At 66.1% G+C, this 26,748-nt stretch carries 24 protein-coding genes; 11 read left to right on the top strand and 13 right to left on the bottom strand.

Going from position 1 to position 26,748, the window contains the following annotated elements:
- Nucleotides 1-97: 97 nt before the first annotated feature.
- The gene (locus IB275_RS07035; protein WP_192289627.1) at nt 98-2,191 is read right to left on the bottom strand and encodes a molybdopterin oxidoreductase family protein; all 2,094 of its coding nucleotides are present in this window, start codon (nt 2,189-2,191) and stop codon (nt 98-100) included.
- A 314-nt stretch (nt 2,192-2,505) separates the two neighbouring features.
- Between IB275_RS07035 and argF the strand changes: the two genes are divergently transcribed.
- A complete protein-coding gene (gene argF / locus IB275_RS07030) occupies nt 2,506-3,423 on the top strand; it encodes an ornithine carbamoyltransferase (RefSeq protein ID WP_192289629.1) in 918 nt (305 codons plus the stop codon).
- A 16-nt stretch (nt 3,424-3,439) separates the two neighbouring features.
- Entirely contained in the window at nt 3,440-4,501 is a 1,062-nt protein-coding gene (locus tag IB275_RS07025; protein WP_192289631.1) for an ABC transporter ATP-binding protein, read from the top strand.
- On the opposite strand, the gene IB275_RS07020 is transcribed toward IB275_RS07025, so the two are convergent.
- The 3 genes from IB275_RS07020 to ybaK all read right to left on the bottom strand — a co-directional run bounded on the left by IB275_RS07020 (nt 4,498) and on the right by ybaK (nt 7,130).
- Nucleotides 4,498-5,454 carry an electron transfer flavoprotein subunit alpha/FixB family protein gene (locus IB275_RS07020; RefSeq protein WP_192289633.1) on the bottom strand — a complete coding sequence of 319 codons (957 nt, stop codon included), beginning with the start codon at nt 5,452-5,454 and terminating at the stop codon, nt 4,498-4,500. The genes IB275_RS07025 and IB275_RS07020 overlap by 4 nt on opposite strands.
- 95 nt (nt 5,455-5,549) lie before the next feature.
- Nucleotides 5,550-6,335, bottom strand: coding sequence for a PhzF family phenazine biosynthesis protein (locus tag IB275_RS07015; RefSeq protein ID WP_192289635.1), 786 nt, complete (start codon nt 6,333-6,335; stop codon nt 5,550-5,552).
- Nucleotides 6,336-6,659: 324 nt separating this feature from the next.
- Nucleotides 6,660-7,130, bottom strand: a complete 471-nt coding sequence (gene ybaK / locus IB275_RS07010; protein WP_192289637.1) for a Cys-tRNA(Pro) deacylase — start codon at nt 7,128-7,130, stop codon at nt 6,660-6,662.
- A gap of 171 nt (nt 7,131-7,301) precedes the next feature.
- Here ybaK and glpK point away from each other — a divergent pair, with 171 nt between their 5' ends.
- The 3 genes from glpK to glpD all read left to right on the top strand — a co-directional run bounded on the left by glpK (nt 7,302) and on the right by glpD (nt 11,415).
- The gene (gene glpK / locus IB275_RS07005) at nt 7,302-8,816 is read left to right on the top strand and encodes a glycerol kinase GlpK (protein WP_192289639.1); all 1,515 of its coding nucleotides are present in this window, start codon (nt 7,302-7,304) and stop codon (nt 8,814-8,816) included.
- Between the two features lie 154 nt (nt 8,817-8,970).
- Nucleotides 8,971-9,726 (top strand): DeoR/GlpR family transcriptional regulator, encoded by a 756-nt coding sequence (locus tag IB275_RS07000; protein WP_192289641.1) that lies wholly within the window; start codon nt 8,971-8,973, stop codon nt 9,724-9,726.
- Nucleotides 9,727-9,873: 147 nt separating this feature from the next.
- Nucleotides 9,874-11,415, top strand: a complete 1,542-nt coding sequence (gene glpD / locus IB275_RS06995; protein ID WP_192289643.1) for a glycerol-3-phosphate dehydrogenase — start codon at nt 9,874-9,876, stop codon at nt 11,413-11,415.
- Between the two features lie 12 nt (nt 11,416-11,427).
- Here the strand turns inward: glpD and IB275_RS06990 are convergent, their stop codons facing one another.
- The 5 genes from IB275_RS06990 to glnH are packed head-to-tail and all read right to left on the bottom strand — an operon-like array spanning nt 11,428 to nt 15,530.
- The gene (locus IB275_RS06990) at nt 11,428-12,330 is read right to left on the bottom strand and encodes a MurR/RpiR family transcriptional regulator (protein ID WP_081517697.1); all 903 of its coding nucleotides are present in this window, start codon (nt 12,328-12,330) and stop codon (nt 11,428-11,430) included.
- Nucleotides 12,327-13,385, bottom strand: a complete 1,059-nt coding sequence (locus IB275_RS06985) for a C45 family autoproteolytic acyltransferase/hydrolase (RefSeq protein ID WP_192289645.1) — start codon at nt 13,383-13,385, stop codon at nt 12,327-12,329. Before IB275_RS06985 ends, IB275_RS06990 begins: the two co-directional genes overlap by 4 nt.
- Before the next feature lie 9 nt (nt 13,386-13,394).
- Nucleotides 13,395-14,117, bottom strand: coding sequence for a glutamine ABC transporter ATP-binding protein GlnQ (glnQ, locus tag IB275_RS06980; RefSeq protein WP_081517696.1), 723 nt, complete (start codon nt 14,115-14,117; stop codon nt 13,395-13,397).
- The gene (glnP, locus tag IB275_RS06975) at nt 14,114-14,770 is read right to left on the bottom strand and encodes a glutamine ABC transporter permease GlnP (protein WP_081517695.1); all 657 of its coding nucleotides are present in this window, start codon (nt 14,768-14,770) and stop codon (nt 14,114-14,116) included. The genes glnQ and glnP overlap by 4 nt, the downstream gene beginning before the upstream one ends.
- A gap of 16 nt (nt 14,771-14,786) precedes the next feature.
- Complete coding sequence (gene glnH / locus IB275_RS06970) at nt 14,787-15,530, bottom strand: glutamine ABC transporter substrate-binding protein GlnH (RefSeq protein WP_192289647.1); 744 nt, start codon at nt 15,528-15,530, stop codon at nt 14,787-14,789.
- A gap of 355 nt (nt 15,531-15,885) precedes the next feature.
- Here glnH and IB275_RS06965 point away from each other — a divergent pair, with 355 nt between their 5' ends.
- Both IB275_RS06965 and IB275_RS06960 read left to right on the top strand, forming a co-directional pair.
- A complete protein-coding gene (locus IB275_RS06965; RefSeq protein WP_192289649.1) occupies nt 15,886-17,214 on the top strand; it encodes an aspartate aminotransferase family protein in 1,329 nt (442 codons plus the stop codon).
- A gap of 10 nt (nt 17,215-17,224) precedes the next feature.
- A complete protein-coding gene (locus IB275_RS06960) occupies nt 17,225-17,788 on the top strand; it encodes a carboxymuconolactone decarboxylase family protein (RefSeq protein ID WP_192289651.1) in 564 nt (187 codons plus the stop codon).
- Nucleotides 17,789-17,797: 9 nt separating this feature from the next.
- On the opposite strand, the gene IB275_RS06955 is transcribed toward IB275_RS06960, so the two are convergent.
- A complete protein-coding gene (locus tag IB275_RS06955; RefSeq protein WP_138212505.1) occupies nt 17,798-18,808 on the bottom strand; it encodes an alpha/beta fold hydrolase in 1,011 nt (336 codons plus the stop codon).
- Nucleotides 18,809-19,002: 194 nt separating this feature from the next.
- On the opposite strand from IB275_RS06955, the gene IB275_RS06950 reads away from it, so the two are divergent.
- The gene (locus IB275_RS06950; RefSeq protein WP_192289652.1) at nt 19,003-19,446 is read left to right on the top strand and encodes a CopD family copper resistance protein; all 444 of its coding nucleotides are present in this window, start codon (nt 19,003-19,005) and stop codon (nt 19,444-19,446) included.
- A gap of 141 nt (nt 19,447-19,587) precedes the next feature.
- Nucleotides 19,588-20,508, top strand: a complete 921-nt coding sequence (metR, locus tag IB275_RS06945) for a transcriptional regulator MetR (RefSeq protein ID WP_081517689.1) — start codon at nt 19,588-19,590, stop codon at nt 20,506-20,508.
- A gap of 341 nt (nt 20,509-20,849) precedes the next feature.
- Here metR and IB275_RS06940 read toward each other — a convergent pair whose 3' ends face one another.
- The 3 genes from IB275_RS06940 to IB275_RS06930 form a co-directional block, all read right to left on the bottom strand.
- Nucleotides 20,850-21,494: a glutathione S-transferase family protein gene (locus IB275_RS06940; protein WP_192289653.1), complete on the bottom strand. Its 645-nt coding sequence runs from the start codon at nt 21,492-21,494 to the stop codon at nt 20,850-20,852.
- A gap of 57 nt (nt 21,495-21,551) precedes the next feature.
- Nucleotides 21,552-22,874: an APC family permease gene (locus tag IB275_RS06935; RefSeq protein ID WP_054911245.1), complete on the bottom strand. Its 1,323-nt coding sequence runs from the start codon at nt 22,872-22,874 to the stop codon at nt 21,552-21,554.
- 173 nt (nt 22,875-23,047) lie between these two features.
- Nucleotides 23,048-23,869: a carbon-nitrogen hydrolase family protein gene (locus IB275_RS06930; protein ID WP_192289654.1), complete on the bottom strand. Its 822-nt coding sequence runs from the start codon at nt 23,867-23,869 to the stop codon at nt 23,048-23,050.
- A gap of 150 nt (nt 23,870-24,019) precedes the next feature.
- On the opposite strand from IB275_RS06930, the gene IB275_RS06925 reads away from it, so the two are divergent.
- Together IB275_RS06925 and IB275_RS06920 are read left to right on the top strand one after the other, a co-directional pair.
- Nucleotides 24,020-24,799, top strand: coding sequence for a helix-turn-helix transcriptional regulator (locus tag IB275_RS06925; protein ID WP_138212499.1), 780 nt, complete (start codon nt 24,020-24,022; stop codon nt 24,797-24,799).
- A 322-nt stretch (nt 24,800-25,121) separates the two neighbouring features.
- On the top strand, nt 25,122-26,501 hold the full coding sequence (locus IB275_RS06920) for an L-serine ammonia-lyase (RefSeq protein ID WP_192289656.1): 1,380 nt from the start codon (nt 25,122-25,124) through the stop codon (nt 26,499-26,501).
- Nucleotides 26,502-26,748: the final 247 nt, after the last annotated feature.

Below are 26,748 nucleotides of genomic sequence, written 5' to 3'. Positions count from 1 at the left end.
GCAGTCGCCTCTGGGGGCACAGGCCGGCACGGTACCGCGCATTGTACTGCAAAGCCGAGTGCAACGCTCGGCTTTGCAGGTGACGTGCGTCAGCTTGTCAGGCCGCCTCGACCTCCACCGGCACGCCGTTGAGCGCAGTGTTGCCGGAGAGTGCATCCAGGTGGCGCTCGTCGGTCAGGTCGTTGGCGCTGGCACCGCCCTGCTCGCGCGCGATGGCCAGTTGCACTCCCGGTCGCCCGTGGCCCCAGCCGTGGGGCAGGCTGACCACGCCGGCCATGACTTCATCGCTGGAAGCCACTTCGATCTCGATGCTGCCGACCCGCGAGCGCACCCGTACCTTCTGCCCGTCCACCAGCCCGCGCGACGCCAGGTCCTGCGGGTGCATCAGCAATTGGTGGCGCGGCTTGCCCTTCACCAGGCGGTGATAGTTGTGCATCCACGAGTTGTTGCTGCGCACGTGGCGGCGGCCGATCAGCAGCAGTTGGTCGATGGCATGCGACTGGCTGTCGGCGAAGCGGCGCAGGTCGTTGAGGAAAATCTCCGGTGCCGCCTCGATGCTGCGGCTGGCGGTCTTCAGGCGCGGCGCCAGGTTCGGCTGCAGCGGCCCCAGGTCCAGCCCGTGCGGGTGCTCGCGCAGCCGCGCCAGGTTGAGTTTGTGCTCGCTGGCGTCGCCGTAGGGACCAAAGCGCAAGCCCATTTCAATCATCTGCTCCGGCGCCATGGTCGGCTTCAGCTCAGCTCCCTGGCGCGCAGCGTAGGCCTTGGCCAGGCCGACGAAGATTTCCCAGTCGTGCAGCGCCCCTTCGGGCTTGGGCAGTATCGCCTCGTTGAAGCGGGTGACGTTGCGCACTGCGAAGACATTGAAGGTGGTGTCGTAGTGATCGTGCTCCAGCGGCGCGGTGGGCGGCAGGATCAGGTCGGCGTAGCGGGTCGTCTCGTTGATGTACAGATCGACGCTGAGCATGAACTCCAGGCCATCCAGCGCCTGCTCCAGGCGACGGCCATTGGGCGTGGACAGCACCGGGTTGCCGGCCACCGTCACCAGCGCGCGCACCTGCCCCTCCCCTTCGGTGAGCATTTCCTCGGCCAGCGCCGCCACCGGCAGCTCGCCGCCGTATTCCGGCAGGCCGGACACGCGGCTCTGCCAGCGATTGAAAGCGCCGCCCGCAGTGGTCGCCACCAGGTCCACCGCCGGCGTGGTGCACAGGGTGCCGCCGACGCGGTCGAGGTTGCCGGTGACCAGGTTGATCAGTTGCACCAGCCACTGGCACAGGCTGCCGAAGACTTGCGTCGAAACACCCATGCGCCCGTAGCAGACCGCCTTATCGGCGGCGGCGAAAGCCCGCGCCAGCTGGCGGATATCCTCGGCCGGCACACCGCAGCGCGCGGCCATGGCTTCGACCTTGAACGGCGCCAGCGCTTCGCGTACCGCCTCCAGACCATTCACCGGCAAGGCGGTTGCGCGGGTCAGTCCTTCGCTGAGCAGCGTGTCGAGGATGCCCAGCAGCAAGGCTGCATCCTCGCCGGGACGGACGAACAGATGCTGGTCCGCCAGCGCCGCCGTCTCGGTGCGGCGCGGGTCGACCACCACCAGCTTGCCACCGCGCGCCTTCAGCGCCTTCAGGCGTTTCTCCACGTCCGGGACGGTCATGATGCTGCCGTTGGAGGCCAGCGGGTTGCCGCCCAGGATCAGCATGAAGTCGGTGTGGTCGATGTCGGGAATCGGGATCAGCAGGCCATGGCCGAACATCTGCTGGCTGACCAGATGATGCGGTAGCTGGTCCACCGAGGTCGCCGAATAGCGGTTGCGGGTCTTCAGCTGGCCGAGGAAGTAGTTGCTGTGGGTCATCAGCCCGTAGTTGTGCACACTGGGATTGCCCTGGTACACGGCCACGGCGTCGTTGCCATGGCGTAAACGAATCTCGGCGAGACGCGTGGCGACCAGCTCGAAAGCCTCGTCCCAGCCGATCGGCTGCCACTCGTTGCCGACGCGGCGCACGGGCTGGCGCAGGCGGTCCGGGTCGTTCTGGATGTCCTGCAGCGCCACCGCCTTGGGGCAGACGTGGCCGCGGCTGAAGCTGTCCAGGGCATCGCCCTTGATCGAGAGGATGCGCTCGTCCTCGGTCTCGATGGTCAGGCCGCAGATGGCCTCGCACAGGTGGCACGCACGGTGATGGAGGGTCTTGCTCATGGCTCGCCTCGTTATTGTTGTCGCCGGCGCCTCATGGGGCCGGTCGCGGGGTCGAAAGCACTATGAATCCTGGCCTGGCGAAGCACCACCAGCTTCCGTCGGGTGAATCGCGGGGCATCAGGAACGACCATGTTGAAGCCCCACCCGACGGGCCTTCCGGGGGAAACTTGCGTAGATCCGTCATTTCCTTATAGGATCGCGCCTTCCCCCATTTTCCGCTCCATGCGGTCCCGCCGCAGGTTCAGCCCGTTTTTTCTCACGAAAGCCGGTCGGTACCTCGGCCTGATTCTGAGAATAAGTAGTAGGTACGAACCATGAGCGCACGTCACTTCCTCTCGATGCTGGATTACACGACCGAAGAACTGCTCGGTCTGATCCGCCGCGCCACCGAGCTGAAGGACCTGCGAGACCGAGGCGTGCTCTACGAACCGTTGAAGAACCGCGTGCTGGGCATGATTTTCGAGAAGGCCTCGACCCGTACGCGGATTTCCTTCGAAGCCGGCATGATCCAGCTCGGCGGCCAGGCCATCTTCCTCTCCCCGCGCGACACCCAGTTGGGCCGTGGCGAGCCGATCGCCGACGCCGCACGGGTGATGTCGCGAATGGTCGATGCGGTGATGATCCGCACCTTCGCCCACAGCAACCTGATCGAGTTCGCCGAAAACTCCCGAGTGCCGGTGATCAATGGCCTGTCGGACGACCTGCATCCCTGCCAGTTGCTGGCCGACATGCAGACCTTCTTCGAGCACCGCGGCAGCGTCGCCGGCAAGACCGCGGCCTGGATCGGCGACGGCAACAACATGTGCAACAGCTACATCGAGGCGGCGATCCGCTTCGACTTCCAGCTGAACGTGGCCTGCCCGGAGGGTTACGAGCCGAATGCCGCGTTGATGGCGCTGGCTGGCGATCGCGTGAAGATCTTCCGCGACCCGCGCAAGGCGGTGGCCGGTGCGCACCTGGTAAGCACCGACGTCTGGGCCTCCATGGGCCAGGAAGACGAAGCGGCCGCGCGCCTGCGCCTGTTCCAGCCATATCAGGTAACACGTGCGCTGCTCGACGGCGCGGCGGCGGATGTACTATTCATGCACTGCCTGCCGGCCCACCGTGGCGAAGAGATCAGCGAAGACCTGCTGGACGACGCACGCTCCGTGGCCTGGGACCAGGCGGAAAACCGTCTCCACGCCCAAAAGGCGCTGCTCGAACTGTTGGTCGAGCACGCCCACTACGCCTGAATCCGTTCCGAGTCCGATGACCCAACCGCTGCTGCTCAACCTCGAAGATCTTTCCTGTGGCTATGAACAGCAGCGTGTGGTGCAAGGCGTCAGCCTGCACCTGAACGCCGGCGACATCGGCTGCCTGCTCGGCCCCTCGGGCTGCGGCAAGACCACCACCCTGCGCGCCATCGCCGGTTTCGAGCCGGTGCAGGCCGGCCGCATCGAACTGGCCGGCGAAGTGATTTCCCGACCCGGCTTCACCCTGTCGCCGGAGAAGCGCCGGATCGGCATGGTGTTCCAGGACTACGCACTGTTCCCGCACCTATCGGTGGCGGACAACATCGCCTTCGGCATCCGCAAGCATCCCGAGCGCGAGCGCATCGTCGGCGAATTGCTGGAGCTGGTGAAGCTAGACGGCCTCGGCCAGCGCTTCCCTCACGAGCTCTCCGGCGGCCAGCAGCAACGCGTGGCCCTGGCCCGAGCGCTGGCGCCGCAACCGCAACTGCTGCTGCTCGACGAACCCTTCTCCAACCTCGATGTAGAACTGCGCCGCCAGCTCAGCCACGAGGTGCGTGACATCCTCAAGGCACGCGGCACCAGCGCAGTCCTGGTCACCCACGACCAGGAAGAGGCCTTCGCCGTCAGCGACCACGTCGGCGTGTTCCGCCATGGCGTGCTGGAGCAGTGGGACACCCCGTTCAACCTCTACCACGAACCGCAGACGCCCTTCGTCGCCAGCTTCGTCGGCCAGGGCTATTTCATTCGCGGACAGATGTGCGGGAGCGATGCGGTGCAGACCGAACTGGGCCTGTTGCGCGGCAACCGTGCCTACAGCCTGCCGGACGGCAGCGCGGTGGATGTGCTGCTGCGCCCGGACGACCTGGTGCCGGCCGCCGATGGCGCACTGAAGGCGCGGATCGTCGGCAAGTCGTTCCTCGGCGCGGCGACGCTCTATCGTCTGCAACTGCCCACCGGCACCCAGCTGGAATCGCTATTCCCCAGCCACTCCGACCATCAACCGGGCGACGAAGTGGCCATCGGCGTAGCCGCCGAGCACCTGGTGCTGTTCCCGGCACAGGGCAGCGTGGCGCTCTAGCCGAGCGCGCTGTCTAACTCGAGCATCAACGCCGGCAGTACCTCGAACAGGTCGCCCTGCAGACCGTAGTCGGCGATCTCGAAGATCGGTGCGTCCGGATCGAGGTTGATCGCGGCGATGGCCTTGGCGTCCTTCATTCCCGCCACGTGCTGCACCGCACCGGATATCCCTACCGCCAGGTAAAGCTCCGGCGCGACGATGCGCCCGGACTGGCCGATCTGCAGCTCCGCCGGTGCGAGACCTGCGTCCACCGCCGCCAGCGAAGCGCCCACGGCGCCGTGCAGGCGATCCGCCAGGGGATAGAGCGCCGCGAAGCCTTCCTCGGTCTGCAGCCCGCGCCCGCCAGCGACTATTACTCGCGCCGCTTCCAGTGCCGGGCGTTCGAACTCCGGATGCTCCTCACCCTGCCAGGACGAAAGCGCGAGATCGCCCGCCCCGTTGCATCTTTCCAGCTCGGCGTCGCCGCCTTCAGCGGAAACCGGGTCGAAGGCCGTTGGCCGGATACCCAGCACCTTCACCGGACCTGCGCAGAGCACCGTAGCAATGGCATTGCCGGCGTAGATCGGGCGCCGGAAGGTCTCGTCGTCAATTACCGCGATGACATCGGAAACCGCATCGACGTCCAGCAGCGCGGCAATACGCGGCAGGCAATCACGGCCCATGGCGGTGGCAGGCGCGAGAATATGGCTGTAACCGGGAGCGAGCTGCACGACCAGTGCGGAGAGGTTTTCCGCCAGCAGGTGGTCGTAGGTAGGATCGTCCACCAGCACGACGCGCGCGACACTATCGATGCCGCGAGCCTGCTCCGCCAGTTGGGCCAGGCCGCTGCCGGCCAGCAGCAGATGCACGTCACCGCCGATCTGCCGCGCAGCCGCCAGGGCATTCAGAGTAGCCGGGGCGAGAACGGCGGAGCCGGTGTGGGTGTGGTAGTCAGCGATGACCAGGGTTGTCATGGGAGTGCCTGCGAAGCTGCGAACCGCGCCAGAGGGGCGCGGCTTTCAGTGAAGGCCAGCCTACGCCGGGGAGGCGAAATCCCCCCGGTCACAGATCAAACAACCAGCAGACGACCGCTGGCCACCAGACGTGCGTAACCGGCGATGCTCACGCGGTCGTCCTCCAGGCGGCACCACAATTCGCCGCCGCGCTCGGAGCACTGGAAGGCGCGCATCTGCAGCTTGTTCAGGCGGCCCGACCAGTAGGGGATCAGGCTGCAGTGGGCGGCGCCGGTCACCGGGTCTTCGTTGAGGCCGATGGCCGGGGCGAAAAAGCGCGAGACGAAGTCGTAGTCATCGCTGCGCGCAGTGACGATCACCCCCAGGTACGGCAGACGCGCCAGGGCAGCGAAGTCGGGTTTGCAGTCGCGCACGGCCTGCTCGGATTCCAGCAGCGCCAGCAGGTGCGAGGCGTTGCTCAGGGCGTCCACCACGTCCACGCCCAGTGCGCTGGCCAGTTCCACGGTGGCGCCGGTTTCGCTCGGCGGCTGCGCCGGGAAGTTCAGCGCCAGGCGGCCGTCCTCGCGGGTCACGCGCAGCGGGCCGGACAGCGAATTGAGTTCCAGCACCTCGCCCGGCTCCTCGAACACCTCGAACAGCACATGGGCGCTGGCCAGGGTAGCGTGGCCGCACAGGGGGACTTCGGCGGTCGGGGTGAACCAGCGGATGCGCCAGCCCTCGGGTTCCTTCACCAGGAAGGCGGTCTCCGAGAGGTTGTGCTCGGCGGCGATCTTCTGCATCAGCTCGTCGTTCAGCCAAGCATCGAGGCGGTAGACCATGGCCGGGTTGCCGGCGAAAGGACGGTCGGTGAAGGCGTCCACCTGATGGAAGTCGAGCAGCATGGCGATCTCCTTGTAAGTGATGGCCGAGCATGACAGAAGCCGGCGGGCGGCGAACCGTACAGTGGGGACCACACAGTCCCCAACTTGCAGTAGTGCACCATGCGTGCGATCGCGGGCACGGCGCGCTCCATACCTGAAATCTCGTGCCGGGGCCTGCCCTCTCCCCCGCCCTCTCCCTGAAGGGAGAGGGAGCTATCCGTGCCGGCTGATGCCGCAGTTTCAGCCGGCGTCCATCCAGTCCCCTCTCCCTTCAGGGAGAGGGTTAGGGAGAGGGAGAACCCAGGCATGAACTTTCAGAGAAAACAGTTGCTCCTACCCAAAAGCTCAGGGCCGCCCGATCGGCGCGAACTTCGCCGAGGTCAGCCCGGCCAGGGTCTCGGCGCTCAGCTCCACTTCCAGGCCGCGCCGGCCGGCGCTGACATGGATGGTCGGGAAGCCCAGGGCGGATTCGTCGATGAAGGTGCGCAGGCGCTTCTTCTGCCCCAGCGGGCTGATGCCGCCCACCAGGTAACCGGTGGCGCGCTGCGCGGCATTGGGGTCGGCCATGTCGGCCTTCTTCACGCCCGCCGCGTGGGCCAGCGCCTTGAGATCCAGGCTCCCCACCACCGGAACCACCGCCACCAGCAGTTCGCCCTTCTCGCTTGCCGCCAGCAGCGTCTTGAAGACCCGCGCCGGATCGAGGTTGAGCTTCTCGGCGGCCTCCAGGCCGTAGGACGGCGCCTTGGGGTCGTGCTCGTAGCTCAGCACGTGGTGTTCGGCGCGGTTCTTCTTCAGCAGGTCGATGGCGGGGGTCATGATCGGCGGGCTTCTCGCAGGCGGCTTTCCAGCGCATAACAGTAAGCCAAGGTGTGGCGTACTGCACGGTGTTCGCTTCACCGACGGGGATGAATCCCGTATGTTCACCGCCAATCCCTACCCGGCCCTGCCGCCGGGGTTGCCGAACGGAATCCGCACAAGGCCGCTGCCATGACCGACCTTACGAACAAGAAATACGTCGTCGCCCTCGACCAGGGCACCACCAGCTCGCGCGCCATCATCTTCGACCACGACGCCAACGTGGTCAGCACGGCCCAGCGCGAGTTCGCGCAGATCTACCCGCAGCCGGGCTGGGTCGAACACGACCCGATGGAAATCTGGGCGACCCAGAGTTCGACCCTGGTGGAAGCCCTCGCCCAGGCCAGCATCAGCGTCGCCGAAGTGGCCGCCATCGGCATCACCAACCAGCGCGAAACCACCCTGGTGTGGGACAAGGCCACCGGCCGGCCGATCCACAACGCCATCGTCTGGCAGTGCCGACGTAGCGCGGCGATCTGCGAGCAGCTCAAGCGCGACGGCCTGGAACAGCACATCCGCGACACTACCGGGCTGGTCATCGATCCCTACTTCTCCGGTACCAAGCTGAAGTGGATTCTCGACAACGTTGAAGGCGCCCGTGAACGCGCGCAACGCGGCGAGTTGCTGTTCGGCACGGTCGACAGCTGGCTCATCTGGAAGCTCACCGAAGGCGAGGTGCATGTCACCGACTACACCAACGCCTCGCGCACCCTGATGTTCGATATCCACAAGCGCGACTGGGACGAACGCCTGCTGACCGCGCTGGACGTACCGCGCGCGATGCTGCCGCAGGTGCGCCCGTCCTCCGAGGTGTACGGCCACGCCAAGGTCGGCGGCCTGGGTGTGCACCGTACGCCGATTGCCGGGATCGCCGGCGACCAGCAGGCCGCGCTGTTCGGCCAGATGTGCGTGGAGCCGGGCCAGGCGAAGAACACTTACGGCACCGGCTGCTTCCTGCTGATGAATACCGGCGCCAACGCGGTGAAATCCACCCACGGCCTGCTCACCACCATCGCCTGCGGACCGCGCGGCGAAGTGGCCTATGCGCTGGAAGGCGCGGTGTTCAACGGCGGCTCCACCGTGCAGTGGCTGCGCGACGAACTGAAGGTGATCAACGACGCCCATGACTCCGAGTACTTCGCCACCAAGGTGAAGGACAGCAATGGCGTCTACCTGGTCCCTGCCTTCACCGGCCTCGGCGCGCCCTACTGGGACCCGTACGCCCGTGGCGCGCTATTCGGCCTGACCCGTGGGGTGAAGGCCGACCACCTGATCCGCGCCACCCTGGAATCCATCGCCTACCAGACCCGCGACGTGCTCGACGCCATGCAGCAGGACGCCGGCGAACCGCTGCGCGCCCTGCGCGTGGATGGCGGCGCGGTGGCCAACAACTTCCTCATGCAGTTCCAGGCCGACATCCTCGGCACCCCGGTGGAGCGCCCGCAGATGCGCGAGACCACTGCCCTCGGCGCTGCGGTGCTGGCGGGTCTGGCCTGCGGTTTCTGGGGAAGCCTGGCGGAGCTGAAGAACAAGGCGGTGATCGAGCGGGTGTTCCAGCCGGCCTGTGACGAAGCAGAGCGCACGCGGTTGTATGCAGGATGGAAGAAGGCCGTGGAGCGCACGCGCGGCTGGGCTGCGGAAGACTGAAAGTCGGATGCCATTTCTACCCTCACCCCAGCCCCCTCCCTCCGGGAGAGGGCTGGGGCGAGGGAAAGCCGCCCGCACCGAACTCAACTGGCATGACAGCAAGGTCCCCACTGCGGCATCCTTGCCCCTTCGCCCGTCCGCACGAGCACAGCGCATGAACCTGCCACCCCGACAGCAAAGCATCCTCGACCTGGTCCGCGAACGCGGCTACCTGAGCATCGAGGAACTCGCCCAGCAGTTCGCCGTGACCCCGCAGACCATCCGCCGCGACATCAACCAGCTCGCCGAACAGAACCTGCTGCGCCGCTACCACGGCGGCGCAGCCTGGGACTCGAGCATCGAGAACACCGCCTACAACACCCGCGCCGACCAGATGCGCGACGAGAAGCAGCGCATCGCCGACGCCATCGCCGCGCACATCCCGGACAACGCCTCGCTGTTCATCAACATCGGCACCACCACCGAGGCCATCGCCCGCTCCCTGCTCGGCCACCAGAACCTCAAGGTCATCACCAACAACCTGCACGTCGCCAGCATCCTCGCCGGCAAGGACGACTTCGAAGTGCTGATCGCCGGCGGCACCGTGCGCGGCGACGGCGGCGTGGTCGGGCAGGCGGCAGTGGACTTCATCGAGCAGTTCCGCGTCGACTTCGCCGTGGTCGGCATCAGCGGTATCGACGAGGACGGCAGCCTGCTGGACTTCGACTACCAGGAAGTGCGCGTCTCCCGCGCCATCATCGACAACGCCCGTCAGGTGTTCCTCGCCGCCGACTCCAGCAAGTTCGGGCGCAACGCCGTGGTGCGCCTGGGGCCGATCTCCCTGGTCAGCCGGGTGTTCACCGACAGCCCGCCGCCCGCCGCCGTGGCGCGCCTGCTGCACCAGCACAAGGTCCAGCTCGAACTGGTCTGAGCCGCGCTCACCGCCTTCACTTTCGAACATTCAGACGAATGCCTGCGCGAATTCGCGCTGAAGGCTGGTCATATTTCATTCACTGAACTAGGATATTTTCGAAAACGAACATCACAAGATTCACTTTCAATCCCCAAGGCGGCCCCCATGATCCCAACCAGCAAGCGCCACGCGCCCCTGGCCGAAGTCTATGACCTGGCCGTCGTCGGTGGCGGCATCAATGGCGCGGGGATCGCGGCGGACGCTGCCGGGCGCGGGTTGTCGGTGTTCCTTTGCGAACAGCACGACCTCGCCGCCCACACCTCCTCCGCCAGCAGCAAGCTGGTCCACGGCGGCCTGCGCTACCTGGAACACTACGAATTCCGCCTGGTCCGCGAAGCCCTCGCCGAACGCGAAGTGCTGCTGGCCAAGGCACCGCACATCGTCCACCCGCTGCGTTTCGTGCTGCCGCACCGCCCTCACCTGCGCCCTGCCTGGATGATCCGCGCCGGCCTGTTCCTCTATGACCACCTGGGCAAGCGCGAGAAACTGCCGGCCTCCCGAGGCCTGCGTTTCGGCCAGGACAGCCCGCTGAAGGCCGAAATCACCCGCGGCTTCGAATACTCCGACTGCTCGGTAGACGACGCCCGCCTGGTGGTACTCAATGCCATGGCCGCCCGCGAGAACGGCGCCCATGTGCACCCGCGCACCCGCTGCGTCAGCGCCCGGCGCAGCAAGGGCCTGTGGCACCTGCACCTGGAGCGCCGCGACGGCAGCCTGTACTCGGTGCGCGCCCGCGCGCTGGTCAACGCCGCCGGCCCCTGGGTCGACCGCTTCCTGCGCGAGGAACTGCGCCAGAAACCGCCCTACGGCATCCGTCTGATCCAGGGCAGCCATCTGATCGTGCCGCGCCTGTACGAGGGCGAGCACGCGTACATCCTGCAGAACGAGGACCGGCGCATCGTCTTCGCCATCCCCTACCTGCGCCAGTTCACCCTGATCGGTACCACCGACCGCGAATACCAGGGCGACCCGGCGAAGATCAGCATCAGCGAAGAAGAGACCGACTACCTGCTTAACGTGGTCAACGCGCACTTCAAGCACCAGTTGGGCCGCCAGGACATCCTGCGCAGCTTCTCCGGCGTGCGCCCGCTGTGCGACGACGAGTCCGACGACCCTTCGGCCGTGACCCGCGACTACACCCTGGCGCTGGACAACACCCCCGGTGAAGCGCCGCTGCTGTCGGTGTTCGGCGGCAAGCTGACGACCTACCGCAAGCTCGCCGAGGCCGCGCTGGAGCAACTGGCGCCGCACTTCGCCGGCGTGATGAAAGCCAGCTGGACCGCCAGCGCCCCGCTGCCCGGCGGTGAAGCCATGACCTGCGTGGACGACCTGGCCATCCAGCTCATGGACCGCCTGCGCCAGCTCGACCCAGCCCTCGCCCGGCGCTGGGCCAGCACCTACGGCAGCCGCATCTGGAAACTGCTGGACGGCGCGCACAACCTCAGCGAACTGGGTGAACACCTGGGCGCCGGGCTCTATGCGCGGGAAGTGGAATACCTGGTCCACGAGGAGTGGGCGCGCGACGCCGATGACATCCTCTGGCGCCGCACCAAGCTCGGCCTGTTCCTCAATGCCCGGCAGCGCGAGCGCCTGGAGCAGTTCCTCAGCAGCGAAAGCCCGCTGGAGCCCAGTACCCAGGTTGCCTGAGGCAGCGTCGCCTCAGAGCGACGCGTTCAGCTCGCTGATCAGTTCTTCGCGCTGGCGCAGTGACTCCAGCGCGCTTTCGCCCAGTCGCCCCGCCACCTCGCTCAACAAGCCCTGCGCCAACAGCATGAACGCGCACATGCTGTTGCTGTAGAAGAGGCTGTGGTTGGGCACATAGAAGCTGTGCCGCGCCACCTTCGCCAATGGCGAGCTGGAGGAATCGGTCAGAGCCACGACCTCGATGCCATGGCGCGCGGCGACTTCCGCCGTGGCCAGCACGCTGGGCGTGTAGGGAAAGCAGCTGGCGACCACCAGCACATCGCCGGCATCCAGTTGAGCCAACGCATCGGCTACGCCCTGGCGGCTGGCATCCAGCGCTGCCACGTCCTGGCGCAGCATGCCCAGGCCGTAAGACATGAACAGGGCCAGCGAAGTGAACTGGCGCATGCCATGGATTCGCACGCGACGCGCGCTGGCGAGAAGCTCCACCACGCGTGAGAACACTTCCGGCTCCACCTGCTCGATCAGGCTGGCGATGTTGGTGCTTTCCTGCCGGCCCAGCCGGGTCAGGCGCGACAATGTGGTGTCGGCGGGAGTCAGCAGCAGGCGCGAGGCCTGGTCGCTGTAGAAATTCTTGCCCTCGGTCAGCTCGCGGCGGAACAGGTCCTGGAACTTGCTGAAACCGCCATAGCCCAGGCGCTGGGCCAGGCGCGACAAGGTCGAGGCATTCACCCCGAGCTGCTCCGCCAGCTCGCTGATGGAGGACACCGCGGTGCGCTGCGGCGCCTCGATCAAGGCAGCCAGCACCCGCCGCGAACTGCCGCCCAGGGAGATGCCCGACTCACCGCGCTCGATAGCCTCCAGCAGCTGCTTGAGGGCTCCCAGGTTATCGGGCAGTGCGGCGGGCGCTTGGGTCATCGGGCAGGTCCGTTGGCGGAAGGAGGACGGGTACTGCCGGCGCTTTCCACGTGCTGGACGTCCGGCTGGCAGTAGACGCGCCATTCTACCGAGTTCGCGCCGATGAGAAACACGGCGGTGCCCAGGGTGTTCTCATCGTCCGGGTCGTCCGCCGCGCGACGGTAGATCGGTAGCTCGGGATCAGCGCCATCGCGCAGGATAGCCAGCGCGCGGGCCTCGTCGAGCAGACCGCCGCCCTCCCCCAGCAACCCGTCGACACGGCACTGGCGGCTGCCGGAACTGCCGGTGATGCGCTGGCCGGCGGCGTGCAGCCCGGCATCCAGCAAATGGTTGGAGTGCCCGCCGGGACGCCGCACCTTGCGCACCACCACGCCGGCCGAGCAGGCTTCGACGCTCAGCAGATGAGCCGAGCCGACCTGCCCGAGGGCATGGTGGAAGGCACCGGCGCGGCCTGCGCGGGAGAGCACGTCGACCGCCTCATCCAGGCTGGCGCAATCCAGCACCGCACGGGCCAGTACCTGACGCGGCAGGCCGGTCGGGATGCGGGTCGGGCGGATGTTGTTCACCGTACTGACCAGCCCGGCAGCATTCACTGCGAAGGTGTGGCCGGGAATGGAGCCGGGGTAAACGAAGCTGGTGAAAGCCATGCCTTGCTCCGGCGTGGCCTGCAGCAGGCCGCAGGCACCCTCGAGGGAGGGCAGGCCGTCTTCGTTGTGGGCGATCAGCCAGCCGTCGGCGGTCGGCCCGAACACCGTGGTGCAGCCATCCACGCTCTGCGGGCTCACGAAGTCGCCGCGGCAATTCCACAGGAAGACTTCCTCGACCGGCAGTTCCAGTCCATCGGCCAGGCCGCGGATTTCCTCCCAGATACGCGGGAAGTCGGCCTCGACCTGCGCCTGCATGGCTTTCGCCACGCCCGCTCCGGCCAGGGCCGCGAGGCTCCGCCACAGTGGCAGCGGGCGAAGGCGCTGATGCACCGCATCGCGGCCGAAGCGGCCCAGCCCCAGGCCGATGTCATACGGGCTGCCGCCCAGTTTCAGGGGTTGCAGGATCATCGGCGCACCTCAGGCGACATGTTGCAGGAACTCCCGCAGGCGCGGGCTGGTGGGGTTGCCGATCAGGCTGGCGGGGTCGCCGTCCTCGGTGATGCGGCCCTGGTCGATGAAGATCAGCCGCGAGGCGACCTTGCGGGCGAAGTCGATCTCGTGGGTGACGATGACCATGGTCATGCCCTCCTCCGCCAGGTCCTTCATCACCTGCAGCACTTCATGGCGCAGCTCGGGGTCGAGCGCCGAGGTGGGCTCGTCGAACAGCATCAGCTTGGGCTTCACCGCCAGCGCGCGGGCGATGGCCACGCGCTGCTGCTGGCCGCCGGACAACTCCGACGGATAGTGCCCGGCGCGCTCGGAGAGCCCCACCTTCGCCAGCAGCGTACGCGCCAGCGCCTCGGCGTCCGCCTTCTTCGCCCCGCGCACGCGGATCGGCCCGAAGGCGACGTTTTCCAGCGCGGTCATCTGCGGGAACAGGTGGAACTGCTGGAACACCATCCCCGCCTCCTGGCGGATCAGGCGCTCGTCCACCTTCGGGTCGTTGACCTCCATGCCATCGACGAACAACTGGCCGTCGGTGATCACTTCGAGCTTGTTGATGCAGCGCAGCAGCGTCGATTTGCCGGAGCCGGAAGGGCCGATGATGACGACCACCTCGCCGCTGCCGATCTTCAGGTTGATGTCGTGGAGCACCTTGGTCTCGCCAAAGTGCTTGGCGACCTGCTTGAACTCGATCATAGGATCTTCAGCCTCGATTCCATGCGCCGCAGCACGTAACTCAACACCAGGGTGATAACCAGGTAGATCACCGCCACCGCCGACCAGATTTCCATCGCGCGGAAGTTGCCGGCGATCACCTCCTGCCCCTGGCGGGTCAGTTCGGCGACGCCGATGACGATGAACAGCGAGGTGTCCTTGATGCTCACGATCCACTGGTTGCCCAGCGCCGGGATCATCCGCCGGAAGGCCAGCGGAGCGATCACGTAGCGCAGCGTATCGCGCCCGGAAAGCCCCAGCGCCAGCCCCGCCTCACGGAAGCCCTTGTTCACCGAGAGCAGCGCACCGCGGGTAATCTCGGCGATGTAGGCGCCGGAGTTGATCATGATGGTGACCACCGCTGCGCTGAACGGATCGATGCGCACCGGGATCATCAGCGGCAGAGCGAAGTAGATGAACATCACCTGGACCATGATCGGCGTGCCACGGATCAGCTCGACGAACACCAGCGCCGCACGACTGCCGATGAAGCCGCCGTAGGCGCGGCCGACACCGGCCACCAGGCCGATCACCGCGCCGCCGATCAGACCGAGAATGGATATCCACAGGGTCAGCCGGGCGCCCTCGAGCAGCACCGGCAACGCGTCCCAGATGGCGGACCATTGAAAATGCATGGATGCCTACCTCGTCTTATTTCGGGTCGGTGCCGAACCACTTGCGGTAGATCTGCGCATAGGTGCCGTCCTCACGCAGCTTCTTCAGCGCCGCGTTCACCGGCTCGCGCAGCTCGCTGCCCTTGGGGAAACCGATGCCGTACTGCTGCGCCATCATCTGCTCGCCCACGGCCTTCACCTGCCCGTCGCCGGCGGTCTTGATGTAGTAGAGGACGTTGGGAGTGTCGTGCATCGCGGCATCGACGCGGCCGGTGCGCAGCTCCAGGTAGGCGTTGTCGACGTTGGGGAACTGGCGCAGGTCGCCGGCCTTCAGATTGGCCTTGGCGTAGTCCGCCGAGGAGGTGCCGCTCTTCACCGCCAGGCTCTTGCCGGCAATGTCGGCAGAGCTCTTGATGCTGTCGTTATCGGCCTTGACCATCAGCAGGAAGCCGCTGTCGTAGTAGCCGTCGGAGAAGTCGATGACCTGCTTGCGGTCTTCCTTGATGGTGATGCCGGCCAGGGCCGCATCGACGTTGCGGGTCTGCAGCGCGGGGATGATGCCGTTGAAGTCCATCGGCTTGAGCTGGTAGCTCACGCCCATCTCCTTGGCGATGGCTGCCCAGAGATCGATGTCGAAGCCGACGTACTGGTCGCCCTGTTTGAACTCGAAGGGAACGAAGGCGGTATCGGTGGCGATCAGCAGCTCCTTGTCGGCAGCCATCGACTGGCTGGCGGCGAACAGGGAGAGAGCGGCGAACGAGGCTTGCAGCAGCTTTTTCATGCAGGACTTCCTCTTGCGGGACGGCGGGATGCGCCATGCCCTGGGGCTGGCGCGCATTAGCGGCAGTTCGATGCAACGGGCCTGGGCCCGGACTTTATTGTTTTGAGCGGCTAACCCCCGTCAGGGGCTGCATGCACTTGCGTGCTTTTGTGCAAAATAAACATGCATTAAATTTATTTGCAAGTATTTTTCCCACCCCAAAACACCTCACGCCCCGCCTGATGCACCCGGAAAATCGAAGAAAAGCACCGCAGGACGCGCATTAGCCAAATGTAGAGCAATACCATTCTTCGCAAGAAAAATTTGCCAAGAACGAAAATGCATTTAATATTTGCGCAAACCCCAGGAGGTCACCATGAGCCACGTCCTGCACCGCAGCCTCATCCAGTCCTACCCCACGGCCGTTCGCGGCGACGGCGCCTACCTGATCGACAGCGAGGGCCGTCGCTACCTCGACGCCAGCGGCGGAGCCGCGGTGTCCTGCCTGGGGCACAGCGACGCCGAAGTGATCGAAGCGGTACGCCGGCAGATCGGCACCCTGGCCTACGCCCATACCTCCTTCTTCACCAGCGAGCCAATGGAAGAACTGGCCGACTTCCTGATCGCCCGCGCCCCGGCCGGGATGCGCTCGGTGTACTTCGTTTCCGGCGGTTCGGAAGCGGTAGAGGCGGCGCTCAAGCTGGCCCGCCAGTACTTCGTGGAGATCGGCCAGCCACAGCGCACACACCTGATCGCCCGCCGCCAGAGCTACCACGGCAACACCCTCGGCGCCCTGGCGGCCGGCGGCAACGCCTGGCGGCGCCAGCAGTTCCAGCCGCTGCTGATCGATGTCAGCCACGTCAGCCCCTGCTACGCCTATCGCGACCAGGCCGAAGGCGAAACGCCGGAAGCCTACGGCGAACGCCTGGCACGGGAACTGGAAACGGAAATCCTCAACCTCGGTCCGGACAAGGTCATGGCCTTCGTCGCCGAGCCGGTGGTGGGCGCCACGCTGGGCGCGGTGACCGCCGTGCCGGGCTACTTCAGGCGCGTGCGGGAAATCTGCGACCGCTATGGCGTGCTGCTGATCCTCGACGAAGTAATGTGCGGCATGGGCCGTACCGGCAGCCTGTTCGCCGCCGAACAGGAAGGCATCAGCGCCGACCTGATCACCATCGCCAAGGGCCTGGGTGCCGGCTACCAGCCCATTGGCGCCACCCTGGTCAGCCAGCGTATCCACGACGCCATCGCCAACGGCTCGGGCTTCTTCCAGCACGGCCACACCTATATCGGCCATGCCACCGCCTGCGCCGCCGCCCTGGCCGTGCAGAAGACCATCGAACAGCGCAACCTGCTGCCACGCGTGCGGGAGCTGGGCGAACAGCTGCAGCAACGCCTGCGCAGCGCCCTTGGCGAGCATCCCAACGTCGGTGACATTCGCGGTCGCGGGCTATTCCAGGGAGTGGAACTGGTGGCCGAGCGCGCCGGCAAGACGCCCTTCCCCGCCGAAGCGAAACTGCACGCACGGATCAAGAAGGCCGCCATGCAGGAAGGCCTGATGTGCTACCCCATGGGCGGCACGCTGGATGGCCGCCGCGGCGACCACATCCTGCTGGCCCCACCCTTCATCCTCGAAGAAGCGCAGCTGGATGAACTGACTGAAAAGCTGCAGCGTGCCATCGTCAAGGCCATCGGCAGCCTCTGAAGGACCTCGCATGAAAATCGACTCACGCCTGACCCCGCTGTCCGACGCCAACATGGACGACGACCAGCGCCGCGTATTGCAGGAGATCCTCAGCGGTCCGCGCGGCAATCTGGACGGCCCGTTCCTGGCCTGGGTGCACAGTCCCGGACTGGCGGACAACGCCCAGAAGCTCGGCGCCTTCTGCCGCTACGGCACACGCCTGGAACTGCGGCTGAGCGAACTGGCGATCCTGGTCACCGCGGCCTGGTGGCAATCCCAGGCGGAATGGCAGATCCACGAACCCATCGCGCGCCAGGCCGGCCTCAGCGACGAAGTGATCGAGGCCTTGCGGCAGAATCGGACACCGGACTTCCAGCGCGAAGACGAACGCCTGATCCATCGCCTGGGCCGCTCGCTGTACGAAACCCGACGCATCGACCAGACGCTGTACGAAGAAGCCACGGCCAGCTTCGGTGAGGCCGGGCTGGTGGAGCTGGTGGGAATCTTCGGCTACTACGCTCTGGTGGCCATGACGCTCAACGCGTTCTCGGTGCGGCGCGAAACCGAGGCGCCACTGCCGTTCAGCGAACCCTGAGGCAGGCGATCAGAGTTGTGCGACGTGACCGCCGCCCTGATGTTCGCGCAGGTAAGGCAGCACAGCGCCCAGCAGCGGTTCCTTGAAGTCTTCCTGGAAGCGGTGCGCCATGCCGGGAATCAGCTTGAGTACCGAACCGCGGATGTGCGCCGCCACGTGTACGCCGTGCATTACGGGCAGTAGCGGGTCGGCGGTGCCGTGGACCACCAGGGTCGGTACGTTCAGGCGATTGAGCAGCTCCACCCGGCTCGGCTCGGCGAGGATCGCCAGCATCTGCCGCTGCACGCCTTCCGGGTTGAAGGCACGATCGTAGGAACGCGCCGCCTGCTGCAGCAACTGTTGACGATCATCGCGCACTTCCGGGCTGCCAAGGGCCGCCAGCAAATCCGCCTGCTGCTCGATGGCCTGTTCGCGACTGGCCGCTTCGCGCCGGGCGAGCAGGCGCAGCAATGACTCGCTGGGAGCCGGCAGGCCTTCTGCGCCGGAACTGGTCATTACCAGCGTCAGGCTGATCACCCGGTCGGGCGCCATGTCGGCCACGTGCTGGGCAATCATCCCGCCCATGCTCGCGCCCAGCACATGGGCGCGCTCGACATGCAGCGCGTCCAGCAGGTGCAGCGCGTCGCCGGCCATGTCGGTCAGGCTGTAGGGCGCACTCACGGGCAGGCCGAGGCGATAGCGAATGACTTCGTAGGTCAGGTTGCCGCTGGGCACAGGAACGCGCCAGGAAGACAGCCCGACATCGCGGTTGTCGTAGCGGATCACCCGGAAACCTTGCTGGCAGAGCGCCTCGACCACTTCGTCCGGCCAGTGGATCAACTGGCCGCCCAGGCCCATGACCAGCAGCAGCGTCGGGTCCTGCGGACGACCGATGCTCTGGTACGCCAGGCGCACGTCACCCAGGTCGACCAGTTCGGTCGGCACCCGCGCATCGCAGCGATCGGCGGCAACCGCCCGATCGGCAAAAGAAAGAGAGGACAGGCCGCAGCAAAGTGCGACTGCCAGCAGGAAAGCACGCATGAGTGAAAATCCGGAACGCAAAACCCCAGTTGAGCGCGATTCTGATGAATTTCCGTCGCTCGCTCTGCCACAGGTCCGTGACAGTTTGATGAAAGGCGCTGAGCGGTCACCGACGGACCTTCCCATGATCCGGATCAAGGGAGGTCGCCCCTTGCACTGGCGAAGATAGGAAACCCCCGCTCGGAAGTTTCCTCATGGCCTACCCCATCCTGCTGGTGCTGCACCTGTTCGCCGCGATCATGTTCGTCGGCACGGTGTTCTTCGAAGTGCTGATCCTGGAAAGCGTCCACCGCCATGTCCCGGCACGGGCGATGAAAATGGTCGAGGGTGCGCTGGGCCGTCGCCTGCGCCGGGTGATGCCCTGGGTGATCCTGACCCTGTTCGGCAGCGGTCTGGGCATGCTGCACCTGCGTTACGCACCGCTGCTGGTCGCCCCGCTGGCATCGCCCTTCGCTACGCTGCTCAGCTTCAAGCTGCTGCTGGCCACCAGCGTTCTGGGCCATTTCCTCTTCGCCATGTACTCCTTCCGAGTCGGGCGCATGACCGGCCAGCGCTCCCGGCGCATCCATTACAGCGTGTTCGCCCACGTGGTGCTGATCGTGCTGCTGGCCAAGGGCATGTTCTACCTGAGCTGGTGACTCCCGTCCGGCGGCTCCAGCCCGGTAAGGCGGGCTGGCGAATGCGTGCTGGTGAAGTGCCAGTCACCGGCTTATCATGAGAGCAGCTCAATTGTTCTGCCGTTTTATCAAGATTTCCTCATAGTGAGGCGAGGCCGCGCCATGCTTGAACTCCGTCACCTGAAAACCCTGCATGCCCTGCGCGAAGCCGACAGCCTGGTGGAGGCCGCCGAGCGTCTGCACCTGACGCAGTCCGCCCTGTCCCACCAGTTCAAGGAACTGGAGGAGCGCCTCGGCCTGTCCCTGTTCATCCGCAAGACCAAGCCGGTGCGTTTCACCAGCGCCGGCCTGCGCCTGCTGCAGCTGGCCGACGCCGTGCTGCCGCAGCTGCGCGGCGCCGAGCGTGACCTGGCGCGCCTGGCCGGCGGTACCGCCGGCCGTCTGCACATGGCCATCGAGTGCCACAGCTGCTTCCAGTGGCTGATGCCGACCATCGACCAGTTCCGCGACGCCTGGCCGGAAGTGGAGCTGGACCTCGCCTCCGGATTCTCCTTCGCGCCGCTGCCGGCGCTGGCCCGCGGCGACCTGGACCTGGTGGTGACTTCCGACCCGGTGGACATCGCCGGCATCACCTACGTGCCACTGTTTACCTACGAGGCACTGCTGGCGGTGGACAACCACCATGCGCTGGCCGGCAAGTCGTTCATCGTCCCGGAAGACCTGGCCAACCTGACGCTGATTACCTACCCCATCGAGCGCGACCGCCTGGACATCTTCACCCGCTTCCTCGAACCCGCCGACGTCGAACCGGCGCAGGTACGCACCTCGGAGCTGACGGTGATGATGATGCAGCTGGTGGCGTCCGGACGCGGCGTCTGCAGCCTGCCCAACTGGGCGCTGCATGAGTACAGTTCGCGGGGCTACGTGACCGCCAAGCGCCTGGGGGAAAAAGGCCTGTACTGCACCCTGTTCGCCGCCATTCGTGCCGACATGCTGGATGCACCGTTCATGCGCGATTTCCTGCTGACCGCGAAGGACACGTCCTTCGCCACCCTGGAAGGCGTCAGCGCGGCAAAGAACTGACGCGGACTCTCCGATCGCTCACGCTCTCAGCGGCCCCCCCTGTGAGCGTTCAAGGCTGCCTGACGAAAATCGTTTCCCCAGAAAAAAGGCCCATCCTTGCGGATGGGCCATCGGGGGACATAACCGATCAACACCTATGGTTCTTATGGTTCCAGCGGCGCCGTGTGATGGGGTTACGCGGCGTTGGGGCAATCATTGACCGGCGCGCTTCGACGGAAAATAAGGCCACACGGAAAAAAGAACTTTCCCACACTACCTGAGACCGATTCCGCAGATCGCACCAGGACCGCCACGACTGGCCGAAACCCTTCTATGCCCCTGGACCGGCCCTTTACCGGATATCAGGGCGCTTTCGCTTCCGCCACGCGGGTGTGTTCTTCCGCCCACTGCACATCCCGTTCCCACACGCGCTTGAAGGCCGGGCGCGACGTCACCAGCTCCACATAGCGCTCGAACACCGGCAGCTTGGGCACCACACCGAAGCCGATGGTCCAGCGCAGGGCCGCACCCCAGAGGACGTCGGCGGCGGTCATGCGGTTGCCCAGCAGGTAGGGGCCGGTTTCCAGCTGCTCGGCGAGGGCGCGCATCACGCTGTCGTAATCGCCGTAGGGACTCATGGCCTGCGGGGCGGCATCGCGTTTCAGGGCACGGTCGACAATGGCCGGCTCGAAGCTGGAGCCATAGAACACCAGCCAGCGCAGGTAGGGGCCGCGCAAGGGGTCGTCGAGGGCAGGAGCGAGATTCGCCCGGGGGAACAGGTCGGCGAGGTAGATGAAGATGGCGCCCTGCTCGGTGACCAGCGACTCGCCGAGGCGGATCGCCGGGACCTTGCCCAACGGGTTGAGCGCCAGGAACTCCGGCTTGCGCTGCTCGCCGGCCTTCATGTTGATCAGTTCGAGGTCGTACTCGGCGCCCAGTTCCTCCAGCAGCACCAGGGTGCCGCTGGAGCGTGTCTGGGGCGAATGGTAGAGGGTGAGGCGGGGCATGGCGGGATCTCCTCGGGCATCACGGCTCGGAGTCCCCAGCATAGCCCCGCGCGGGGCTCACGCCTCCTCGAAATGCATCTCCGGCGGTTGCTGGCGGAAGCCGCTGGTAATCACCGCCAGGTAGATCACGCCGAGCACCAGCCAGGTCGCGCCGAGCCAGATGGCCAGGTGATCGAGGCTGACCATCAGCCACAGGTCGGCGAGCAGGCCGATCAGCGGGAACAGCAGGAACAGCACCAGCTCGCGCAGGCCGCGGCGCTCGGCGTTCAGGTAATAGTGGAAGATCACCGAGAGGTTCACCAGGCTGAAGGCGAGGAAGGCGCCGAAGTTGATGAACGAGGTGGAGGTGGTGACGTCCATGTGCAGCGCCAGCAGGGCCACCACGCCGCACAGCACGATGCTGTTCACCGGGGTTTCGAAACGCTTGCTGATGCGGCCGAAGAACGGGCGCGGCAGCACGCCGTCGCGGCCCATGGCGAACAGCAGGCGCGAGGCGCTGGCCTGGGCCGACAGGCCGGAGGTGAACTGGCCGACGATCAGGCCGATCAGGAAGAAGCTGACGAACAGGTCGCCGCCGATGTTGCGGGCGATTTCGTAGGCGGCGGAATCGGCGTTCTGGAACTCCACCGACGGGTGCGCCAGCTGTACGAAGTAGCTGGCGGCGATGAAGATGCCGCCACCGATCAGGGTGATCAGCAGGATGGCGCGCGGAATGGTCTTGCGCGGCTCGTGGGTTTCTTCGGTCAGGGTGCTGACCGCGTCGAAGCCCAGGAAGGAGTAGCAGGCGATGGCCGCGCCACCCATGATCAGCGGCAGCTGGGTGCCTTCCTTGAGGAAGGGTTCCAGGGTCCACAGCGGACGGCTGCCATCACCGGTGATGTAGTGGATGGCCAGGCCGACGAAGGCGATCAGCACGAGGAACTGCACCAGCATCAGCACGCCGTTGATGTTCTTCGCCAGGCGCAGGCCGACCACGTTGATCGCGGTGGTTACGCCGATGAAGGCCAGCACCCACAGGGCCTGGGGCACGGCTGGGAACGCGGAATGCAGGTAGGCCGCGCCGATCAGCCAGATGGCCATGGGCAGGAACAGGTAATCCAGCAGCACCGCCCAGCCGGCGAGGAAGCCGAGCTTGGGGCTGATCGACTTGCGCACATAGGTATAGGCGGAGCCGGCCACCGGGAAGGCGGCGGCCATGCGCCCGTAGCTGAGCGCGGTGAAGAGCATGGCCACGGAGGCGACGAGGTAGGCCGAGGGGACTACGCCGCGGGTGACGTCGGCGAGAATGCCGAAGGTGCCGAGGACGATGATCGGGGTCATGTAGGCGATGCCGAACAGCACCACCGAACCCAGCGACAGGGTTCGTTTCAGTCGAGCCATTACTGCTTACTCCGCGTTGTGTTTGTTATGGCAGTGCAAAGTGCTGGCCTGCGCTCACCCGCAGGCCTCGCGGGCGTTCTGATCGCCCGTCGATGGTGGAATAACGCTGTGTCGGCGCGGCCCTGCGCCCCGGCATCGGCCGCTCTCCAGAGCAGCCGGACCGGATGGGACAATCAGGCGGGAATGATCAGCTCGCGCAGACCGCTTTCGTGCTCGCGCATCTCACCGGGCAGCACGAAGCGGCGCTCGGCCAGGTAGCTGTAGTCGCGGCGCGATTGCGCCAGGCGCTCGAAATCCAGCTCGACGATCTGCCGGCACTCTTCGCGGCCGGCTTCGACGATCAGTTGGCCGTAGGGATCGACCACGGCGCTGCCGCCGGCAAAGACCAGATCGTCATCGCCTGCACCGACGCGGTTGACCATCACCGCGTAGGCCTGGTTTTCCATGGCGCGGCCCATGATCGCGGTGCGGTGGGTCGGGCCGTAGGGGTCCATGTTGCCGTTGGTCACGATGATCAGCTCGGCGCCAAGCTGGCCCAGGGCGCGGGCGGACTCGGGGAACTCGATGTCGAAGCAGATCACGATGCCGACGCGGACGCCGTTCCACAGACAGGTGGCGTAACGGTCGCCGGGGGTGAAGATGCCGCGGTCCGACGCCCACAGGTGCGTCTTGCGGTACTTCAGGGCGATGCCTTCGGGGGTGATCAGCAGCGTGGTGTTGTAGAAGCGGCCATCCTCAGCGGCTTCGGCGAAGCCCACGGCGACGCTGATGTTCTTCTCCCGCGCGGCCTGCTGGACGGCCTGCACGCTGGGGCCGTCCAGCGGCTCGGCGATGGCGGCGATATTCTGCTCGGTGGGAAAGCCGGTCAGCTGGGTCTCGGGGAACACCACCAACTGGGTGTCGTCGGCGCAGGCGTGGATGGCCTCCAGGGTGCGGGCCAGGTTCCAGGCTACGTCGCCATCACGGCCGGCGAGTTGGACGAGTTCTACTTTCATGGGGCTTCCTCGGATTCTTGTCTTCCAGTGACCAGACGATGCAAAAGGGTCAGAATGCGCACCGCGCCGGCTCAAGGCATCCACCGAGTATGCCGGGCGTGCCATCACCGGGTAATTACGCCCGCGTGGTAACCCATCGGGGGTAGAGTCATGAGCCTTTCCCTTCAGGATATCGCCTGGCACCGCTCGGTCGGGCAACTGATCGAGGCACTGGACAAGCCGAACTTCTGGACCTCGCTGGTGCGCCTGCTAGGCCAGTATGTACCGTTCGACAGCTGGGTCGTGCTGCTCTTCAGCGACGGCCGTCCCCAGGTTTTTGCCGAATGCCCGGGCGAGGACGGCGGCCCCGATCCGCTGTTCCAGGACTACCTCAAGGGCCTCTACCTGCTCGATCCCTTCTACATCGCCAGCCGCGAAGCGCCCGGCAGCGGGCTGTTCCGCCTGGACGACGTGGCGCCGGAGATGTTCGAGCAGACCGATTACTACCAGCGCTACTTCAGCTTGAACGTGGTCGCCGACGAAGTGCAGATCAACGTACAACTCGACGTCGAGCGCACGCTCTGCTGCTCGGTGGGCAGCAAGGGCCGCTTCACCCCGGAGCAGATCGCCCTGCTCGCCCTGGTGCAGCCCTGGGTCGCCGGGCTGATGCGCCAGCGCATGGCCTTCGAGCGCGAAGTCCAGGAAGCTCCCCCGCCGCCGCGATGGCAGAACCGCCTGGAGTCCACCGCGCAACAGATGGAAACCCCGCTCACCGCCCGCGAGCTGGAAGTCGGCCGCCTGATGCTCAGCGGCTGCTCCAGCAAGGAAATCGCCCGCAAGCTGGCCATTTCCGCCGAGACGGTGAAGGTCCACCGCAAGCACATGTATTCCAAGCTGGGGATCAAGTCGCAGTCGGAGCTGTTCTCGCTGTTCCTGCAGGCGCAGGGCTGAGGCTGTCACAACGAATCACGCATACGGCCCCACGCCATGCTCGAGTGGATCGAGGATAAATCTGTTCCTGCAGGATCAAGAGCCCCTCACCTAACCCTCTCCCGCAAGCGGGAGAGGGGACCGTCAGGTGCAGGATGAAACCAAGGCATCAGCCGGTATGGACTGCTCCCTCTCCCTGAGGGAGAGGGCTGGGGTGAGGGGGAAGTAGCGGCACCGACTACCCGGAAATGTCTGTTGCACCCAGGAGTAACCGCCAGCCGCCGAGCGGCCGGTGAGCATTCCCGGCCACGCGGGTCCATGCTTGAGGGCAGGAGGAATGCCCATGAGCCTCAGCGTCTTCGACATGTTCAAGCCCGGCGTCGGGCCGTCCAGCTCCCACACCGTGGGGCCGATGCGTGCCACCCGCGAGTTCGTCGACCGCCTGCGCGACGACGATCTGCTGCCGCGCACCGCCGCCGTGGAAGTGCATCTCTACGGCTCCCTCAGCGCCACCGGCAAGGGTCACGCCACCGACCGCGCCTGCCTGATCGGCCTGCTCGGCATTGACCCGGCAGAAGCCGATCCTGCCGCCCTCGCCCCGCAGGTGGACGACATTCTGCTGCGCCATCGCCTGCGCCTGGGCGGCGTGCAGGAGATCGACTTCGACCCGGCGCGCCAACTGGTCTTCCACGACAACAGCCTGCCCGCTCACCCCAACGGCCTGCACCTGCGGGCGCTGGACGATAACGGCGAACTACTGGCCGAGCGCATCTGCTATTCGGTTGGCGGCGGCTTCGTGGTGGATGCTCAGGACTTCAACACCGACCGCGCCCTGCAGGGAAACCCGATGCCCTACCCCTTCCACAGCGCCGAGGAACTGCTGCGCCTGTGCCACGAGCAGGGTTTCAAACGCATCAGCGACCTGATGTGGGCCAACGAACGCGCATTGCGCAGCGACGAGGAGATCCATGCGGGCCTTGCGCATATCTGGGATGAAATGCAGGCCTGCGTGAACCGTGGGCTGGAGACCGAAGGCACGCTGCCCGGCGGCCTCAAGGTGCGGCGCCGTGCGCCCATGCTGTTCCGACGGCTCAACGAGGCGGACAGCGGCAACCTGATCGCCACCACCCTCGGCGCGCTGGACTGGGTGGACCTCTGGGCGCTGGCGGTGAACGAGGAGAACGCCGCCGGCGGGCGCGTAGTGACCGCGCCCACCAACGGCGCGGCCGGTATAGTCCCGGCGGTGCTGCATTACTACGCGCGCTACGACGCCCACGCCAATGCCGAAGGAATCGAACGCTACCTGCTGACCGCCGCCGCCATCGGCATCCTGTGCAAGCTCAACGCCTCCATCTCCGGTGCCGAAGTCGGTTGCCAGGGCGAGGTCGGATCAGCCTGCGCCATGGCTGCCGGGGGCCTGGCGGAAGTGTTGGGCGGCAGCCTGGAGCAGGTGGAAAACGCCGCCGAGATCGGCCTTGAGCACAACCTCGGCCTGACCTGCGACCCGGTGGCCGGGCTGGTCCAGGTGCCCTGCATCGAACGCAACGCCATGGCCTCGCTCAAGGCCATCAACGCCGCCCAGCTCGCCCTGCGCGGCGACGGCCAGCATTTGGTCAGCCTCGACAAGGCCATCGACACCCTGCGCGACACTGGCCGCGACATGATGGACAAGTACAAGGAGACCGCAAAGGGCGGGCTGGCGGTGAATGTGATTGCCTGTTGACCACCAGGGTTCGTTGTAGGAGCGAGGGGACGCCTACTCCCTGATCGCGAACGGCCCGGCCCCCATTCCGCCGTTCTTGCACTGCCCGAAACAAGCTTTCTCAGCCCCGGTGAAAATCGTTAGCTAGCTTTCTTTTTCCACCACTTCGGGCTACCGTCGATGCCCGCCAGAACTAGAAAGACTTCCGAAAGTCCGCCGCATTGACCTACACCCAGGCGCGTTCGCGCGATGCCTGCCATGCTCTGTG

It is taken from the genome of Pseudomonas sp. PDM21 (assembly GCF_014852505.2).
Lineage (GTDB): Bacteria > Pseudomonadota > Gammaproteobacteria > Pseudomonadales > Pseudomonadaceae > Pseudomonas.
This window is presented reverse-complemented; position numbering and strand designations above follow the sequence as displayed.

Bases quoted from the DNA above. Each gene is read 5' to 3' on its own strand.
- IB275_RS07035 (WP_192289627.1), bottom strand. From the start codon at position 2,191: ATGAGCAAGACCCTCCATCACCGTGCGTGCCACCTGTGCGAGGCCATC.
- argF (WP_192289629.1), top strand. From the start codon at position 2,506: ATGAGCGCACGTCACTTCCTCTCGATGCTGGATTACACGACCGAAGAA.
- IB275_RS07025 (WP_192289631.1), top strand. From the start codon at position 3,440: ATGACCCAACCGCTGCTGCTCAACCTCGAAGATCTTTCCTGTGGCTAT.
- IB275_RS07020 (WP_192289633.1), bottom strand. From the start codon at position 5,454: ATGACAACCCTGGTCATCGCTGACTACCACACCCACACCGGCTCCGCC.
- IB275_RS07015 (WP_192289635.1), bottom strand. From the start codon at position 6,335: ATGCTGCTCGACTTCCATCAGGTGGACGCCTTCACCGACCGTCCTTTC.
- ybaK (WP_192289637.1), bottom strand. From the start codon at position 7,130: ATGACCCCCGCCATCGACCTGCTGAAGAAGAACCGCGCCGAACACCAC.
- glpK (WP_192289639.1), top strand. From the start codon at position 7,302: ATGACCGACCTTACGAACAAGAAATACGTCGTCGCCCTCGACCAGGGC.
- IB275_RS07000 (WP_192289641.1), top strand. From the start codon at position 8,971: ATGAACCTGCCACCCCGACAGCAAAGCATCCTCGACCTGGTCCGCGAA.
- glpD (WP_192289643.1), top strand. From the start codon at position 9,874: ATGATCCCAACCAGCAAGCGCCACGCGCCCCTGGCCGAAGTCTATGAC.
- IB275_RS06990 (WP_081517697.1), bottom strand. From the start codon at position 12,330: ATGACCCAAGCGCCCGCCGCACTGCCCGATAACCTGGGAGCCCTCAAG.
- IB275_RS06985 (WP_192289645.1), bottom strand. From the start codon at position 13,385: ATGATCCTGCAACCCCTGAAACTGGGCGGCAGCCCGTATGACATCGGC.
- glnQ (WP_081517696.1), bottom strand. From the start codon at position 14,117: ATGATCGAGTTCAAGCAGGTCGCCAAGCACTTTGGCGAGACCAAGGTG.
- glnP (WP_081517695.1), bottom strand. From the start codon at position 14,770: ATGCATTTTCAATGGTCCGCCATCTGGGACGCGTTGCCGGTGCTGCTC.
- glnH (WP_192289647.1), bottom strand. From the start codon at position 15,530: ATGAAAAAGCTGCTGCAAGCCTCGTTCGCCGCTCTCTCCCTGTTCGCC.
- IB275_RS06965 (WP_192289649.1), top strand. From the start codon at position 15,886: ATGAGCCACGTCCTGCACCGCAGCCTCATCCAGTCCTACCCCACGGCC.
- IB275_RS06960 (WP_192289651.1), top strand. From the start codon at position 17,225: ATGAAAATCGACTCACGCCTGACCCCGCTGTCCGACGCCAACATGGAC.
- IB275_RS06955 (WP_138212505.1), bottom strand. From the start codon at position 18,808: ATGCGTGCTTTCCTGCTGGCAGTCGCACTTTGCTGCGGCCTGTCCTCT.
- IB275_RS06950 (WP_192289652.1), top strand. From the start codon at position 19,003: ATGGCCTACCCCATCCTGCTGGTGCTGCACCTGTTCGCCGCGATCATG.
- metR (WP_081517689.1), top strand. From the start codon at position 19,588: ATGCTTGAACTCCGTCACCTGAAAACCCTGCATGCCCTGCGCGAAGCC.
- IB275_RS06940 (WP_192289653.1), bottom strand. From the start codon at position 21,494: ATGCCCCGCCTCACCCTCTACCATTCGCCCCAGACACGCTCCAGCGGC.
- IB275_RS06935 (WP_054911245.1), bottom strand. From the start codon at position 22,874: ATGGCTCGACTGAAACGAACCCTGTCGCTGGGTTCGGTGGTGCTGTTC.
- IB275_RS06930 (WP_192289654.1), bottom strand. From the start codon at position 23,869: ATGAAAGTAGAACTCGTCCAACTCGCCGGCCGTGATGGCGACGTAGCC.
- IB275_RS06925 (WP_138212499.1), top strand. From the start codon at position 24,020: ATGAGCCTTTCCCTTCAGGATATCGCCTGGCACCGCTCGGTCGGGCAA.
- IB275_RS06920 (WP_192289656.1), top strand. From the start codon at position 25,122: ATGAGCCTCAGCGTCTTCGACATGTTCAAGCCCGGCGTCGGGCCGTCC.